Raw genomic sequence first — 14,427 nt, 5'->3', positions numbered from 1 at the left:
ATGGCAAATGCAACAATTACGAAAAAAGAAGCCATTTTCGGAAACGGGGCTTGCATCCCGGCTTGGTTTCTGGCTATAATCATTTTCTTAATTGATCCCCGATAGCTCAGTCGGTAGAGCGACGGACTGTTAATCCGCAGGTCACTGGTTCGAACCCAGTTCGGGGAGCCATCAATTTCTTAGTAGAACCAAGCAGTTAAGCCGCCTCCGATGCGGCTTTTTTGTTTTCTACGGCTGAACCATCGCTCAATCTTGACAAAACATGATACTGATCGCGTGTTCGGCCAGGTGGTCAGCGGGCTTTACCCCATAATCGGCATTCTACGCCAGATAGGGGGAGGCTCTACACCCATAGTCGGGGATGGGCATTCACCAAACTCGATTAACCACTCCATTCCAACCGCGTTTAGCCCATATTCGCACGCGGTAATTGTCAAAAATCCTAAACCCATACGTACGGCGCGAAAGCTTTTCCATTTTTAGTGCGGAAGCTTCGGTAATGCCGTCAGTTTTAGAGAAAAATCCCATCCGCACACCTGCCTCAATCCGGGGTTTTCGTGGACCGTCCGAAAGCGTGCTGCGCAGGCTCAATCCAGAACCTTAGCAAATGCTTCGCGAGCGGGCTGCGCTGGCTCAATCCAGGGCGCCAGTGGACGTGTTACGCAAGCGTGCTGTGAGCGGCCGGCTCGGCCTTCCTATTTGCGCAAAAAACTGTGGGATAATTATTCTATTGTGTAGTGGGAAAGGCCGTAAGGTGTACGCTGTCTGGCGAAATCCTAAGGTGTACTGTGTAGGGCACAAGACCCTAAAGTGCACTGTGTAGAGGCCGAGGCCTTCACATGCCGCCGGTGTGGCGGCGTATTTTCAGGCGGTGTATGATAGTCTTCAACGGGTTTAGCCCCGGTTCAGGAGCCAATATTGAAAAAGCTGCTTTTGCTGCTGCTAGGTTGTCTGGTCAGCTTCGGGCTGATCGCCTGTAGTGTTCCCAGCAAGACGGATGTAATGGGAAACGCCGATTATTTTGATCCTGCCTTTCTCAACAAACACCTGGTTCGGGACAAGACGACGGTTGCTCAGGCCATTGAGGTTTTGGGCGAGCCCGATCGCACTACTCGCAATTCCAATAATGAAACTACGCTCAAGTATGCGCGCAAGTCTTCCGGTAATATGGCCGGCAATATGGTTGGTGCCGTGCCGGTGGTCGGACCCATGATCGATTCTGCCGGCAGGCTGTTGCGTCCGGGCAAGACCGACCTGGGGACGCAGGTGTTGGAAATTAAATTTGTCAATGACGTTTTTCAATCCTGGGAAATGTAAATTCCCGGGCCGATAGGATCCCTGACGCGGATCCATTCACTTTATGGAGTATGTCGTATGAAAGGTTTTGTCGATGATATCGAAGAGTTGACAGTCAACAATGATCTTTACCGCAAGGTGCTTTACACGGGAAAGAATCTGCAACTGGTATTGATGACCTTGCAGCCCGGTGAGGAGATCGGCGAAGAGGTTCATGAGGGTCATGATCAGTTCTTTCGGATCGAACAGGGCAAGGGCAAGGTCGTGATCGATGAGCAAACGCATGCCATCGAAGATGATGATGCCGTCATTGTTCCTGCCGGCGCCCGCCATAATGTGATCAACAGCGGTGATCAGCCGCTGCGTCTGTACACTATCTATGGGCCGCCAGAACATCGGGATGGCGTGGTGCATGCCACCAAACAGGATGAACAGGAAGAGCACTTCGATGGCAAGACGACAGAATAGTCGCCAGTCATGACGGCGTCGGCAATTGCCCACTTGCAGGCCTTCGTGCAGCAGCATGCAGGCCTGCTGGTGATCACCGGGGCCGGTTGCAGTACCGATTCGGGCATTCCGGCCTATCGCGATACTGATGGTGCGTGGATGCGACCACCGCCCATGACATTTTCGCAGTTTATGGGCACAGAGGCCGCACGCCAGCGTTATTGGGCGCGCAGTATGGTTGGCTGGACAATGTTTTCCGGCGGCAAGCCGAATGTTGCGCACCGTGCACTGCAATCGCTGGAATCAAAAGGATATACCGGATTGCTGGTGACGCAGAATGTAGACGGTCTGCACCAGCAGGCCGGTCAGTCCCGACTGTTGCAGTTGCACGGTTCATTGGCTGACGTTGTCTGTATGCAATGCCGTCGTCTATTCGATCGGCTGGGCTATCAACAGCGTCTGCTGCTGGAAAATCCAGCCTGGGCCAATATGACAGCTGTCATGGCGCCCGACGGCGATGTGGATCTTGAAACTGATTTTTCTTCGTTCCGCATCCCGCCTTGTGAACACTGCGGCGGCATTCTCAAGCCTGATGTGGTGTTCTTTGGCGAACAGGTTCCGCGCGACAGGGTACAAACCGTATACCAGGCGCTGGAGAAAGCCAGTGCGGTCCTGGTGGTAGGCTCATCGCTCATGGTGTATTCAGGCTATCGGTTTGTGCGCGATGCCGCGCTGCAGGGCAAGCCGGTGGCGGCGATCACGCTGGGCAGAACCCGTGCTGATGCAGTGCTTTCGCTGAAACTGAATGCGCAGTGCGCGCCGTTGTTGGCTGCGCTGGACGCGGGACTGGCAGAGTCTGCTGCGTTGTCGGGCAGTGTCGCTGAACGTCTGCAGGCCGTATAACCATGGCACAGAACCATCCCACATAACCGTCCCACATAACCGTCCCACATAACCGCAACAAACACGCGTTAAATAGAGCCGTTACATACACCCATCCCACATACCCGTCACATATAAAGTGTTGTTGCCCATAGCGAGAGCAGGCCAATGGTCGCAAAAAAGGCGATTACATAGCAAAGCAGCATAAGCAAGGTTTTTCGTTTTCGGTCCATGATCGTTTCTTGAAGTTTACATCGCCCATTATACGACCTGTTTTGATACGAAGGCCTTTGGCGCCTTACAAAAGGGACAGGCTCAAGTTATAATTCAAATTTCCTGCTACGGCCCTTTTCGCGGGGCCCTTATTCCAATGACAAAGTATGTATTCGTTACCGGCGGCGTGGTCTCTTCGTTAGGCAAGGGAATCGCCGCCGCGTCGTTAGCGGCCATCCTTGAGTCGCGTGGCCTGAAGGTCACCATGCTCAAGCTGGATCCCTATATCAACGTGGATCCGGGCACGATGAGTCCCTTGCAGCATGGTGAAGTATTCGTGACCGAAGACGGTGCCGAAACCGACCTGGATCTCGGTCACTATGAGCGGTTCATTTCGGCCCGCATGCACAAATCCAATAACTTTACCACCGGCCAGATTTACGAATCCGTGCTGCGCAAAGAGCGCCGTGGCGACTATCTTGGCAAGACCGTGCAGGTTATTCCGCATATTACAAACGAAATTCAAGATTTTATTATTCGCGGTGCAAGACAGGCCTGGGACGGGCAGACCGACGTGGCCATCGTTGAAATCGGCGGTACGGTCGGCGATATCGAATCGCTGCCGTTTCTGGAGGCAGTGCGCCAGATGAGCCTGCGGCTGGGCCGCAACGGCGCGGCTTTTGTCCATCTGACGCTGGTTCCCTTTATCGCTTCTGCGGGTGAACTCAAAACCAAGCCGACCCAGCACTCTGTGCAAAAGTTGCGGGAAATCGGTATCTATCCGAACGCGCTGCTGTGTCGCGCCGACCGCGAAGTGCCAGAAGACGAGCGGGCCAAAATTTCATTGTTTTCCAATGTGCCGCTGGATGCCGTCATTTCAGTCTGGGATGCCGATTCCATTTACAAAATTCCGTCAATGCTGCATCACCAGAAACTTGATGACCTGGTTTGCGACGCGCTGGCCATTTCTCCGCCTCCGGCCGATCTGTCCATGTGGGACGGTCTGGTCGATGCACTGGAGCACCCGCAGCATGAAGTGCACATCGGTATGGTCGGCAAATATGTCGATCTGACCGAATCGTACAAATCACTGATCGAAGCGTTGCAACACGCCGGTATTCATACGCGTTCAAAAGTGATTATTGACTACATCGACTCTGAAGATCTGGAGGGTGGTGCGGTCGAGAAACTGGCAACGCTCGATGCCATTCTGGTGCCGGGTGGCTTCGGTAAACGGGGTACCGAAGGAAAAATTCGCGCCATTCAATACGCGCGGGAAAACAACGTCCCCTATCTTGGCATCTGCCTGGGTATGCAACTGGCCGTCATCGAGTTTGCACGACATGTGGCACAGCTGGGTGGCGCCAATAGTACCGAATTTGATCCGGCGGCGCCGCACCCGGTCGTGGCGCTCATTACCGAATGGATGGACCGCGAAGGCAAAGTGGAAAAACGCACGGCGTCTTCCGACCTGGGCGGCACGATGCGCAAGGGTGCCCAGCGCTGTCCAGTGCTGGAAGGAACACGCGCCTACGATATTTATGGTCCTGAGGTCAACGAACGTCATCGCCATCGTTATGAGGTCAATAACGTCTATGTGCCGCGCCTGGAAGAGGCCGGCATGGTGATCAGTGCCAGGACGCCGACCGAAAACCTGCCGGAAATGATGGAAATCCCGAGCCACCCATGGTTCATGGGGGTGCAGTTCCACCCCGAATTTACCTCTACGCCGCGTAACGGCCATCCATTGTTCAGCAGTTTTATTCGGGCGGCACTGAATAATCAGCAACAGCGGCAGAACAAGCAATAAGGACAACACCATGAATCTTTGCGGCTTCGATGTGGGTTTGAGCAGACCTTTTTTCCTGATCGCGGGTCCATGCGTCATCGAGTCGCGCCAAATGGCATTCGATACCGCGGGCTCGTTGCTTGAGATGACCAAGCGACTTGGCATCCCTTTTATCTACAAGAGTTCCTTTGACAAGGCAAACCGCAGCTCGGGCAAATCCTATCGCGGACCGGGCATGGATGAAGGCTTGCAGATTCTGGCTGATATACGTGCGCAGTTGAATGTGCCCGTTCTGACCGATGTCCACGATATTACGCAGGTGGAGCGCGTTGCCGCCGCAGTCGATGTCCTGCAGACGCCGGCGTTTCTGTGCCGCCAGACCGATTTCATCTCGGCCTGTGCTGCTACCGGGAAACCGGTGAATATCAAGAAGGGCCAGTTTCTGGCCCCGGCCGACATGCTGCAGGTGGTAGCCAAGGCCAGGGCCGCCGCCATTGCTGCTGGCGGCGATGGTTCCAATATCATGGTCTGCGAACGCGGCGCCTCTTTCGGTTATAACAATCTGGTGTCGGATATGCGTTCACTGGCGATCATGCGTGCCACCGAATGCCCGGTTGTATTTGATGCAACGCATTCGGTGCAGTTGCCTGGCGGCCAGGGTACGTCGTCTGGCGGCCAGCGTGAATTCGTGCCGGTGCTGGCGCGTGCCGCGGTTGCGGTAGGGGTGGCCGGCCTGTTCATGGAGACGCACCCCGATCCTGCCGTGGCGCTATCGGACGGACCCAATGCGGTCCCGCTGGTTCATATGGAAGCCTTGTTGCAGTCGCTGACCGATATTGATCGCATCGTAAAAGCGCAGGGCTTTATCGAAAACCAGTTTGGCGCCTGATCGCTTGGTTTGCGGCTGACTATCTCCTGTCAGACCGGCGCGAGGGGTTAGCCAGTCTGCAGTGGTCACCCAGGCCGCGGTGGTCAGGCAGCTGCACTGGTCAGGCGCGCGGGCGTGATCAATCAGACGGCCCATTTTGCCTGGCAGGGTTTGATGCCGGCGTTTACTTTGAACGGGAAGTATGGTTACCAGAACAATCGAAGTGAATGAGGAAAGATCGGCATCGGGTCGATTGCTACCGTTTGGCCAGTCCTTGATGGCGGTGCTGGGTATCTGTTTCGTGGGCATGCTGGTCGGTCTGGACCAGACTATTGTGGGAACCGCTTTACCGACCATCGTCGCCGAACTCAATGGTTTTGAACTATATGCGTGGGTTGGTACTTCTTACCTACTGGCTTCGGTCATTACTGTTCCTATTTGTGGTCGCCTGAGTGATTATTACGGACGCAAACCCTTTGTGGTGGCGTCCGTCATTATTTTTACCATCGCCTCTATGCTTTGCGGCATGGCCGGTTCCATGACGCAACTGGTGCTGGCCAGGGCGTTGCAGGGCATCGGTGGCGGCATGTTGGTGGGCACGGCCTTTGCCTGTGTGCCGGATTTGTTTCCGGATGCCAAGGTGCGCCTGCGCTGGCAAATTCTGCTGAGCTCTTCTTTCGGCATCGCCTCGGCTGTCGGTCCTTCCCTGGGCGGCTTTCTGACACAATATTATGGATGGCGTTCGGTTTTCTATGTGAATCTGCCGGTCGGCCTGATCAGTCTTTTTTTTATTTGGCAGTACTTGCCGCTAATCCGCTACCAGCGTGAGCAGACCATCCGTCTGGACTGGCAGGGCGCATTGCTGATTGCACTGTTTTTGGGTTGTCTGCAACTGGCAGTGGAGCTGTTTGCCACGCATGGCGTGTCCTGGCGGGTCGGCCTGTTTTCCATTGTTTCCGTGATGGCGTTTGTCGTCCTGATCCGCTGGGAGCGACGTTGTGCCTTTCCGCTATTGCCGCTGGAGCTGTTTCGCGATCGCAGCCTGAGTACTATGTTCGCCTTGTCGTTATTGACCGGATTTGTCATGTTCGGGATGCTGTTCTATATTCCCTTGTTGTTGCAAAGCGGCTTTGGCTATTCTCCGAACGATGCCGGTATGCTGGTTACGCCCTTGGTCGTGTGCATTACCGTGGGAAGCATTCTTAGCGGCCGGGTCGTGACTCGCCTGGCCCGTCCCAACTGGATTCTGTATATCGGTTTTGTGTTGACGGCGATTGCTGTGGCCGGCGTTGTTTTGTACGACCGGCATATGCCACAACTGGTTTTTTTGCTGTACATGACCCTGGGCGGCATTGGCCTGGGTTTTATTATGCCCAACCTGACCATTTTCAGCCAGGAATTGTCGGGTCGCAGTAACCTGGGCATTGTGACCGCGCTGGTGCAGTCCATCCGCATGATTGGCGGCATGCTGGGTACAGCCATTATTGGCGCGATGGTAAATTTTTATTTTGTCTTGGGCATCCAGGGAGAAGCCCGGAAAATCGGTTCGCCGGAGCTGGTCGCTGCCTTGTCTGACCCGCAGTTGCTGGTCAGGACCGACAGCCAGGCGGGGTTGATCACCGAGATGGCCTCCCTGGGCCAGGACGCGCGGCCATGGCTGCTTGTGGCGCGCGAGCACATGGTCGGCGCAATCGAATTGGGCCTGATCGTGGTGTTTGTTGTCAATATCATCGCCTTGCTGTGGCTATACCGGTTGCCGCTGATCCGCTTTGCCAGTCTTGGAACTCCCGTGGCCGCCCCGTCATCGCGCAGGCGTGCCCGCCGCATGCGAGGCAAAAGGCAAGAGTAAGAGTAGCGGCTTAATGAAGAGGGTATTTTTTGTATGAACCCGATTGCGCGTTGTAATCGGATTGTTTGGCCTTTTTCCGGCTGGCGTTTTCCGCCTGAAAAATGTAAAAAACGGATACAAGTTTAATTGGCGGTGAATGCAAAATTACAAGATTGGCGGAGTAAGGTACAATCTACGCAATAAAATCCCATCAAAACCACTGTTTATCAGGCAGGAAAGTCATTACCATGAGTGCAATTGTTGATATTATCGGTCGCGAAATCCTGGATTCCCGTGGGAATCCAACCGTAGAGTGTGATGTGTTGCTCGAATCAGGCGTTATGGGGCGGGCCGCTGTGCCATCGGGCGCCTCTACCGGTACGCGCGAGGCTGTTGAATTGCGTGACGGCGACAAGTCCCGTTACCTGGGCAAGGGCGTGCTCAAGGCAGTGGAAAACGTCAATACTGAAATTTCCGAGGCGCTGATGGGCCTGGACGCCCAGGAACAGACTTTCATCGACCACACGCTGATCGACCTGGATGGGACCGAGAACAAGGAACGCCTGGGCGCCAACGCGCTGCTGGCGGTGAGTATGGCTGTTGCCCGTGCTGCGGCCGACGAGTCGGGCCTTTCCCTGTATCGTTATTTCGGCGGCAGCGGTCCCATGAGCATGCCTGTGCCCATGATGAACGTCATCAATGGCGGCGCGCATGCCAACAACACGCTGGATATGCAGGAGTTCATGATCCTGCCGGTCGGTGCGACCAGCTTTCGCGAATCGTTACGCATGGGCGCCGAGGTCTTTCATGCGCTCAAAAAACTCATTCACGGTCATGGCATGTCTACCGCGGTCGGCGACGAGGGCGGTTTTGCGCCAAACGTGGCCAACCACGAATCGGCCATTCATCTGATTTTGAACGCCATTACCGAAGCCGGCTACGAGCCGGGTACCCAGATTGCGCTGGGCCTGGATTGCGCCAGTTCCGAATTTTACCGCGACGGTAAGTATCATTTGGCAGGCGAGGGCAATATCTCCCTGACATCGGCCGAGTTTGCCAATCTGCTGGCGTCCTGGTGCGACAAATATCCCATTATCAGCATTGAAGACGGCATGGCTGAGAATGACTGGGATGGCTGGAAAATCCTCACCGAGCAACTTGGCAAGAAAGTCCAGCTGGTAGGCGACGATCTGTTCGTCACCAATACGAAGATTCTCAAGGAAGGGATCCAGAAGGGCGTAGCCAATTCCATCCTGATCAAGATCAACCAGATCGGCACCCTGACCGAAACCTTTGCCGCCATTGAAATGGCCAAGCGTGCCGGCTACACGGCTGTGATTTCACACCGTTCCGGGGAAACCGAAGATTCGACCATCGCTGATATTGCCGTGGCCACCAATGCGATGCAGATCAAGACCGGGTCGCTGTCGCGTTCTGACCGGATGGCCAAGTACAATCAGTTGCTGCGTATTGAAGAAGAACTGGCAGAAGTGGCCCGCTTCCCGGGTCTGGATGCGTTTTACAACATCCGTTAAGCGCTGCGGCGCGAGCACTGAGCATTTGTCATGCGCTTACTCTATCTTGCCCTGATGGTTGCGTGTGTTGCCATTCAATACCCATTGTGGTGGGGGGAAGAAGGGTGGGCGCGCGTGACCGTGCTCCAGCAGCAGCTTGAGGCGCAGGAAGAAAAAAACCGGGCGCTGCTGGCACGCAATAATGCGATGGAAGCGGAAGTTCATGATCTCAAAACGGGCACCGATGCGCTTGAGGATCGCGCCCGCATTGAAATGCGCATGATTAAGAAAGATGAAACCTATGTGCAGATCCTGACGCCCAATGAGCCTCAGCCCGAGGTGCCGGTCAGCTACGAAGTTCCGGGCGCTCCCAAGGCAGGCAAGCCTGCCCAGGTCGCGAGCAAGCCACAGGCCAAGGCAAGTGCCCGGCCCCGGGCAAAGTCTGACGCCGGAAAACCGGCCAAATCGCCCAAACCTGCCCACCAATAGCCGTTTTTTCGGGTGTGCCTGGTGTGGTACGGCTTTTCCCATGTCTTTCAATTTCAGTGCATATCGCAGTCATCGATATTGCAGTCATCGATATTGCAGCTATCGATATTCCGGCCCTCTTGTGAGCCATTTATTTTCCCATCCCTTTTCCCATTTGCCTGGTTTTGCGAGCCGCTGACATTAAGAGCCACAGACTTTACGACTTGCGGACTTTGCGATTGTACGATTCGCCGATTTTACGAACCCCTGACTTTGCGACCGCCTGACTTGCTTGTTTTTCCCCTTGTGGTGTTAAGGCAGGCAAGCCGATTCGGCAGGCAGGCTGTTTTCGGCGGCGCTATTGTGCGCCAGGATATCGGAAGCCGGCAATCGGGTTTTTTCCGAATGACTTTGGTCAATCGCTGTGGATCGGTTTGGCAATTGGTCGGAGCGGTTCTTTGCCGATTCTAATTGGCCGCTAACGTTGTTCTCCGTATGGCTATTGGGTGGCGCCTTTACGCTCGTGCGCTGTTGCTCCTTTCCCGGGAGTTGGGCAAATGCGTTTCGATGTAAATAGTGCACATGGGCGGTTTCCTCAGCCTGCCAGAGTACCGGGTGCGATTGCATTTCTATGGTAATCGATGCGCGGATTGGAAGTGCACCATGTGTCGCCAGCGGCGATCCTGATTCACTGATCGGTCCGAACAGCGTGCGTAGCAGGGCACGCATGCCCGGAACGACCGGCACGTAAAGATACTGAGCATGCAGCTCCAGCGTGTTGGCATCGTAGATCGTACTGCCCGACGTGGGTCCGCGCGGATATTGTTGGTGCTGGTTTTGCTGGTAATTATTGTTGATGGCCGGATTGCCCGTCTTTATCGCGATGGGAAGATCTTTTTGCATGAAATCGGCAAACTCGGCCATATCGGGATGCGCGATGGCAATATCCCATGCGCGCCTGGTGCCGATGCGCTCCAATTGATTCATTTGATGAAGCATACGATCTCGCGGACTGCGAAAAGCGCCCGCTGGCGCATACAGTGGCGTCAGTGCGCTGAGGAATGCCGCTTCAATGGCCCGGGGCCTGGCGTGGCTGACGCTGCCGGCGCGCCCGGCCTCCAGCAATGCCAGGCTGACGGCTTCGCGCGTCATGTACCATCGTGATACCTCGTAGCTGGTCATCGCCGCAAACAATAGCGGGATCGCGACCACGATAAACTCCACGGCAGCAAAACCGCGCTGTCCTGTGCAAGCGACCATCGTTTGTGATCGTTCGGCGTTAGCCTGCGTAGTCTGGGCGCTGCGGGAAAAATGGAAAGTAAAAAGCGTTTCTGGCAGGAGGTGTTTCATCCCGGCAGTTTGCGCAAATCAACGGTAATTGTATAGTGTGGATTGTTGCGCTGGACAAAAGAGGCGACGTCAGAAAGCAAGTCTTCCATGGGCGTTGACGAGCGCAAGAAGCAGCAAGAGAACAGGGAAAGCGGGAACGACGAAAGAGGTTAAATGAAGTCGTGGAGTAAAGGGGAAGAGAGGAAGAGAATAACAGAACAAGAGAACAAGAGAACAAGAGAAAAAACAGCTGGTGCCTTGGATAGCTACCAGCTGCCTGTTATGCGAATCGGTAACAGCGGCGATTGCCTGCTGGGCCCTCGGTTAATGCTCAATTAATGCTCGATGGGTTCGGGTGGATCTTCGGGAGCCTGGCCGTCGATGAACAGACGGGCGCAATCGACGGCATCGAATGTGTATGGCTTGCCGCAGAAATTGCAGGCAATGTCGACTTTATCCTGTTCGCTTAGAATGTTTTCGATTTCGTCCTGGCCAAGCATCTTGAGCATATTGCCCACGCGTTCCCGGGTGCAGGGGCAGAACCAGCGCACCGGTTGTGGCTCGAATGTGAGCAAGGGCTCTTCCCAGAAAAGTCGATGAATCAGTGTTTCGGGAGATTCGCTGAGCATTTCCTGGGTAGTCAGGGTCTGGGCCAGGACCCGCGTGCGCTGCCAGGACTCCTGGTGCGCCACGCTGTCATCGGCCGTGCCGCCGTGATCAGGCAAGCGCTGCAACAGCAGACCGGTTGCGCGCTGGGCGTTGGCGGCTAGCCAGATATGCGTGTCCAGCTGTTCCGATTGTTTCATATAGTGCTCCAGCACGTCGGCAACCGAATCGCCTTCCATGGGCACCACCCCCTGGTAGGGTTGCTGGCCTTCCTGTCGGTCTGTCGGATCCAGAATGACAATAAACCGGCCATTGCCGTTGCTGTTGAGCAGGGACTGGAAGGTGGCGTTGTCGGGAACGACAAACTCCTGCCGCAACTGTACGGTCGCTCGTAGGCTCAGGTCAGACTGACACTCGACCACGATTAGGGCCAGGGCGCCATCGCCCTGCAATTGCAACACAAGCGAGCCATCGAATTTAATGTTCGAGGCCAGCAGCACTGAGGCAGCACAAAGTTCTCCGAGCAGGTCGCGCACGACCGGCGGATAGCTCTGGTGTGCCAGGCCGGTGTGCCAGGTTTTGGTCAGATCAACGGTCTGGATACGGGTGCTGCGGTCGTCAAGAAGGTATTTTTGTAATTGGTCAGTGGTCATGGCAGGATGGCAAAAGGCCCGAATTATGCAAGGCGCTTGAGGCCGCTGCGGTAGCGTTGCCCCTGCCACACGTAATGGGCGGTATTTTTATGGATATTGGCAATCTCCTCCTCGCTTAGCGTACGTGCGATTTTGCCGATACCGATAACGAGAGAGCCGTCAGGAATGACTTTACCTTCAGTGATAATAGCGCCTGCGCCGATGATACAGTTTTTGCCAATGCGTGCATTATTCAGCACAATGGCCTGCATGCCGATCAGCGACCCCTCGCCAATCGTGCAGCCGTGCAGCATGGCTTGATGGCCCACGGTGACATTTTTTTCGATGGTCAGGGGGACACCTTCGTCCACGTGCAGTACGCTGCCTTCCTGCACGTTGCTGCCTTCCTGAATCAGAATAGGCGCGTTGTCGCCGCGAATAGCCACATTGGCCCAGACGCTGACATCTTTTTCCAGCGTCACGTTGCCGATGACTGTTGCGCTGTCAAAGATAAAAGCGGTGGGGTCGATGTTTGGCGCCAGTTCATCAATCTGATACACAGCCATGATGATTTATTCTCCTTGCTGGCCGGTAAGGGCGTCAGGTTCGGGCTCGGGCTCGCGCCAGACATAGCCGTCCTTGTCGATGTGGCCGCGAATGGCTGTGGGAATCCACTCCTGTGGCTCGGCCTGCAGGGGATGGATTTGCGCGGCGGACCAGTAATGCAAGGCAATGGCCGGGTCGGGGTAGTCGTTCTGGTCTGTTCTGTTGACCGCAATACGGCCCTTTTGGCCAGTTTTGAGCGGCTTGCCGTCCTCGTCGATGACGGTGATTCGGTGACCGGGGTAAACACGGCCCATGCTGCCCTGGCGAGGCGCCCATTTTTCCTGGCTTTCGCCAATGATATAGCCAAAGCCAAGCGGTGCAGCGACCACGTTGATATCCACATCAAAGCGCTGCTTGGCCCATTGGCCCAGCGATGGATCGTAGTCGATGTCCAGGCAGCTGATGCTGCGGATGGCCAAATCGAACTCTTCGAGCGCATCGGGATATTCGCGAATGCGGCGCAAGTCCGCCCCGGATGCGTGGATATTGGTAATCTGGTAGTGCTCAAGCAGCGTGAACAGCCGCGGTATGGTGCGACCTGCCGGACAGCCGACAATGGATTTGCCGAAATAAAGCGTGGGTAGCAGCGCGTTGAGCAGACCGTTGGGGCTGTTCCAGTCGTAGGAAGTCCAGAAAATATCGTTTGCTTTCGGAAACCAGTTTTGCGATGCAACAAAACCCGGCAGCGTACCGATAAGTGTGCTGTGATCCAGCAGCACGCCTCGCAACGGTTCGTTTGGCACACTGGCCGGATAGATGAGGATGGCCGGCGTAGAGGCGCTGACCACATGCGGGGTGAATGTCGATGGCTGACGCGCCAGTAGGGTGCGCCAGGAAATAATGCGGTCGTCATCGGTATGAATCCCGATGATCTGCTTGACCGGAGATTGATTATCCACAGCGGAAATCAGCGCGGTAATGGAATGCTTGTCCACCACGGCAACGCGTGCCTGCGAGTCGTGCAGTCTTTCGGCGTATTCGGCGTTGGTCAATGTCGCGGTCAGGGGCACGACGATCGCCCCCACCGTCAGAACCGCCAGCTGAGTGATGGCACTTTCTGCAGAATGTTGCAGTGCAACAGCGACGCGGTCCTGCGGTTGCACACCCATACGGATCAAGCCGTTGGCCAATTTATTGACCTTTTCGGACAGTTGCCCGTATGTGAGCAGTGTAAGTTGCCCTACCTGATCTTCGAAATAAATGGCAACCTGGCGCGCTTCATGAGGGCTGGAGGCCCACCGGTGACAACAGGCATCCGCTATATTGAATACCGAGGGAACCAGCCATTCAAATGATTTATAGAGTGACGAATAATGATCGGTCATATGGGGACGTAAGGAAACGGGGGCGCTAAAGAAATAGGGCAGTGCATGCAAAAATGATCCTGCCTGCTGCCCGGGGATTTCTGATTCTATCATTGAATCGCCGCCGGCGATAGATCGGCCAGGCGGGTGCCGGCCAGCCTGTCATGCAGCATGAGGCCGTCCCGATCAAACCAGCTGTAGACAAAATTAAGAAACGGCGTAAAGACAATGAACAGGGTCACGGAAGGCCAGCCCAGCGATGTCGAGGCCAGATACACAAGATAGGCACCCAGCAGGGGGACAGGCCAGCACAGGACATAGCGCAACACCAGTTGGCCCAGCGAGGGCCGTATCGCTTGCCGACCCACGAGCCGGATATTCCAGGTCTTCATGGGCAGGGTCTGGCCGTGCTTACGCCAGCACAGCAAAAAATAGACGCCGATGGCGACAAACAGGACGGCCTGCCGCGGTCCAAGCAATGTCAGGCCGCTGCGGCTTTGCGTGAGCGTGTCGAAAATATAGTCGGCAAAGAAGACGACACCGAACAACAGCACGGCCTCATACATCATGCAGGCAAACAGGCGCCATCGGGAAGGAGAGCGACGCGACAACAGTGCCGCGTCAGGGGAAGCAGTAGGTTTCATG

The 14,427-nt window shown here is 55.4% G+C and carries 13 protein-coding genes and 1 tRNA gene; 9 read left to right on the top strand and 5 right to left on the bottom strand.

Translation table 11 applies throughout. The annotated features are described in order from the left end of the window. Nucleotides 1-95 precede the first annotated feature (95 nt). The 9 genes from CAP48_RS14305 (at nucleotide 96) to ftsB (ending at nucleotide 9,326) form a co-directional block, all read left to right on the top strand. Nucleotides 96-171 (top strand) — tRNA-Asn (locus tag CAP48_RS14305). A 747-nt stretch (nucleotides 172-918) separates the two neighbouring features. Further along, nucleotides 919-1,317 (top strand): hypothetical protein, encoded by a 399-nt coding sequence (locus CAP48_RS14300; protein ID WP_100697885.1) that lies wholly within the window; start codon nucleotides 919-921, stop codon nucleotides 1,315-1,317. Nucleotides 1,318-1,374: 57 nt separating this feature from the next. Next, nucleotides 1,375-1,764, top strand: a complete 390-nt coding sequence (locus CAP48_RS14295; protein WP_100697883.1) for a cupin domain-containing protein — start codon at nucleotides 1,375-1,377, stop codon at nucleotides 1,762-1,764. Between the two features lie 9 nt (nucleotides 1,765-1,773). Further along, nucleotides 1,774-2,646: an NAD-dependent protein deacetylase gene (locus CAP48_RS14290; protein WP_100697881.1), complete on the top strand. Its 873-nt coding sequence runs from the start codon at nucleotides 1,774-1,776 to the stop codon at nucleotides 2,644-2,646. A 349-nt stretch (nucleotides 2,647-2,995) separates the two neighbouring features. Beyond that, complete coding sequence (locus CAP48_RS14285; RefSeq protein WP_100697879.1) at nucleotides 2,996-4,648, top strand: CTP synthase; 1,653 nt, start codon at nucleotides 2,996-2,998, stop codon at nucleotides 4,646-4,648. A 10-nt stretch (nucleotides 4,649-4,658) separates the two neighbouring features. Further along, nucleotides 4,659-5,516, top strand: a complete 858-nt coding sequence (gene kdsA, locus CAP48_RS14280; RefSeq protein ID WP_100697878.1) for a 3-deoxy-8-phosphooctulonate synthase — start codon at nucleotides 4,659-4,661, stop codon at nucleotides 5,514-5,516. Between the two features lie 181 nt (nucleotides 5,517-5,697). After that, nucleotides 5,698-7,344: an MDR family MFS transporter gene (locus tag CAP48_RS14275; protein ID WP_100697877.1), complete on the top strand. Its 1,647-nt coding sequence runs from the start codon at nucleotides 5,698-5,700 to the stop codon at nucleotides 7,342-7,344. Between the two features lie 227 nt (nucleotides 7,345-7,571). Continuing rightward, complete coding sequence (gene eno / locus CAP48_RS14270; protein ID WP_100697875.1) at nucleotides 7,572-8,858, top strand: phosphopyruvate hydratase; 1,287 nt, start codon at nucleotides 7,572-7,574, stop codon at nucleotides 8,856-8,858. 30 nt (nucleotides 8,859-8,888) lie between these two features. After that, nucleotides 8,889-9,326: a cell division protein FtsB gene (gene ftsB, locus CAP48_RS14265; RefSeq protein ID WP_100697873.1), complete on the top strand. Its 438-nt coding sequence runs from the start codon at nucleotides 8,889-8,891 to the stop codon at nucleotides 9,324-9,326. Between the two features lie 291 nt (nucleotides 9,327-9,617). Here the strand turns inward: ftsB and CAP48_RS14260 are convergent, their stop codons facing one another. The 5 genes from CAP48_RS14260 to CAP48_RS14240 form a co-directional block, all read right to left on the bottom strand. Continuing rightward, nucleotides 9,618-10,655, bottom strand: a complete 1,038-nt coding sequence (locus CAP48_RS14260) for a TadE/TadG family type IV pilus assembly protein (RefSeq protein WP_100697871.1) — start codon at nucleotides 10,653-10,655, stop codon at nucleotides 9,618-9,620. A gap of 314 nt (nucleotides 10,656-10,969) precedes the next feature. Next, nucleotides 10,970-11,893, bottom strand: coding sequence for an Hsp33 family molecular chaperone HslO (gene hslO / locus CAP48_RS14255; protein ID WP_100697869.1), 924 nt, complete (start codon nucleotides 11,891-11,893; stop codon nucleotides 10,970-10,972). Nucleotides 11,894-11,916: 23 nt separating this feature from the next. Then, the gene (locus CAP48_RS14250; protein ID WP_100697867.1) at nucleotides 11,917-12,438 is read right to left on the bottom strand and encodes a gamma carbonic anhydrase family protein; all 522 of its coding nucleotides are present in this window, start codon (nucleotides 12,436-12,438) and stop codon (nucleotides 11,917-11,919) included. A gap of 6 nt (nucleotides 12,439-12,444) precedes the next feature. Beyond that, a complete protein-coding gene (locus CAP48_RS14245; RefSeq protein WP_192871340.1) occupies nucleotides 12,445-13,896 on the bottom strand; it encodes an AMP-binding protein in 1,452 nt (483 codons plus the stop codon). After that, nucleotides 13,893-14,426 (bottom strand): RDD family protein, encoded by a 534-nt coding sequence (locus CAP48_RS14240; protein ID WP_100697865.1) that lies wholly within the window; start codon nucleotides 14,424-14,426, stop codon nucleotides 13,893-13,895. Before CAP48_RS14240 ends, CAP48_RS14245 begins: the two co-directional genes overlap by 4 nt. Nucleotide 14,427: the final 1 nt, after the last annotated feature.

The organism is Advenella sp. S44 (assembly GCF_002810445.1).
Classification (GTDB): domain Bacteria; phylum Pseudomonadota; class Gammaproteobacteria; order Burkholderiales; family Burkholderiaceae_B; genus Advenella.
Note: the sequence above shows the minus strand (reverse complement) of the source record. Positions and strands in the feature narration are given on the sequence as shown.

What these genes read in the sequence shown, in the direction of transcription:
- CAP48_RS14250 (WP_100697867.1), bottom strand. Translation starts at nt 12,438, where the DNA reads ATGGCTGTGTATCAGATTGATGAACTGGCGCCAAACATCGACCCCACC.
- CAP48_RS14245 (WP_192871340.1), bottom strand. Translation starts at nt 13,896, where the DNA reads ATGATAGAATCAGAAATCCCCGGGCAGCAGGCAGGATCATTTTTGCAT.
- CAP48_RS14290 (WP_100697881.1), top strand. Translation starts at nt 1,774, where the DNA reads ATGACGGCGTCGGCAATTGCCCACTTGCAGGCCTTCGTGCAGCAGCAT.
- CAP48_RS14285 (WP_100697879.1), top strand. Translation starts at nt 2,996, where the DNA reads ATGACAAAGTATGTATTCGTTACCGGCGGCGTGGTCTCTTCGTTAGGC.
- CAP48_RS14295 (WP_100697883.1), top strand. Translation starts at nt 1,375, where the DNA reads ATGAAAGGTTTTGTCGATGATATCGAAGAGTTGACAGTCAACAATGAT.
- kdsA (WP_100697878.1), top strand. Translation starts at nt 4,659, where the DNA reads ATGAATCTTTGCGGCTTCGATGTGGGTTTGAGCAGACCTTTTTTCCTG.
- hslO (WP_100697869.1), bottom strand. Translation starts at nt 11,893, where the DNA reads ATGACCACTGACCAATTACAAAAATACCTTCTTGACGACCGCAGCACC.
- CAP48_RS14275 (WP_100697877.1), top strand. Translation starts at nt 5,698, where the DNA reads ATGGTTACCAGAACAATCGAAGTGAATGAGGAAAGATCGGCATCGGGT.
- ftsB (WP_100697873.1), top strand. Translation starts at nt 8,889, where the DNA reads ATGCGCTTACTCTATCTTGCCCTGATGGTTGCGTGTGTTGCCATTCAA.
- eno (WP_100697875.1), top strand. Translation starts at nt 7,572, where the DNA reads ATGAGTGCAATTGTTGATATTATCGGTCGCGAAATCCTGGATTCCCGT.
- CAP48_RS14260 (WP_100697871.1), bottom strand. Translation starts at nt 10,655, where the DNA reads ATGAAACACCTCCTGCCAGAAACGCTTTTTACTTTCCATTTTTCCCGC.
- CAP48_RS14240 (WP_100697865.1), bottom strand. Translation starts at nt 14,426, where the DNA reads ATGAAACCTACTGCTTCCCCTGACGCGGCACTGTTGTCGCGTCGCTCT.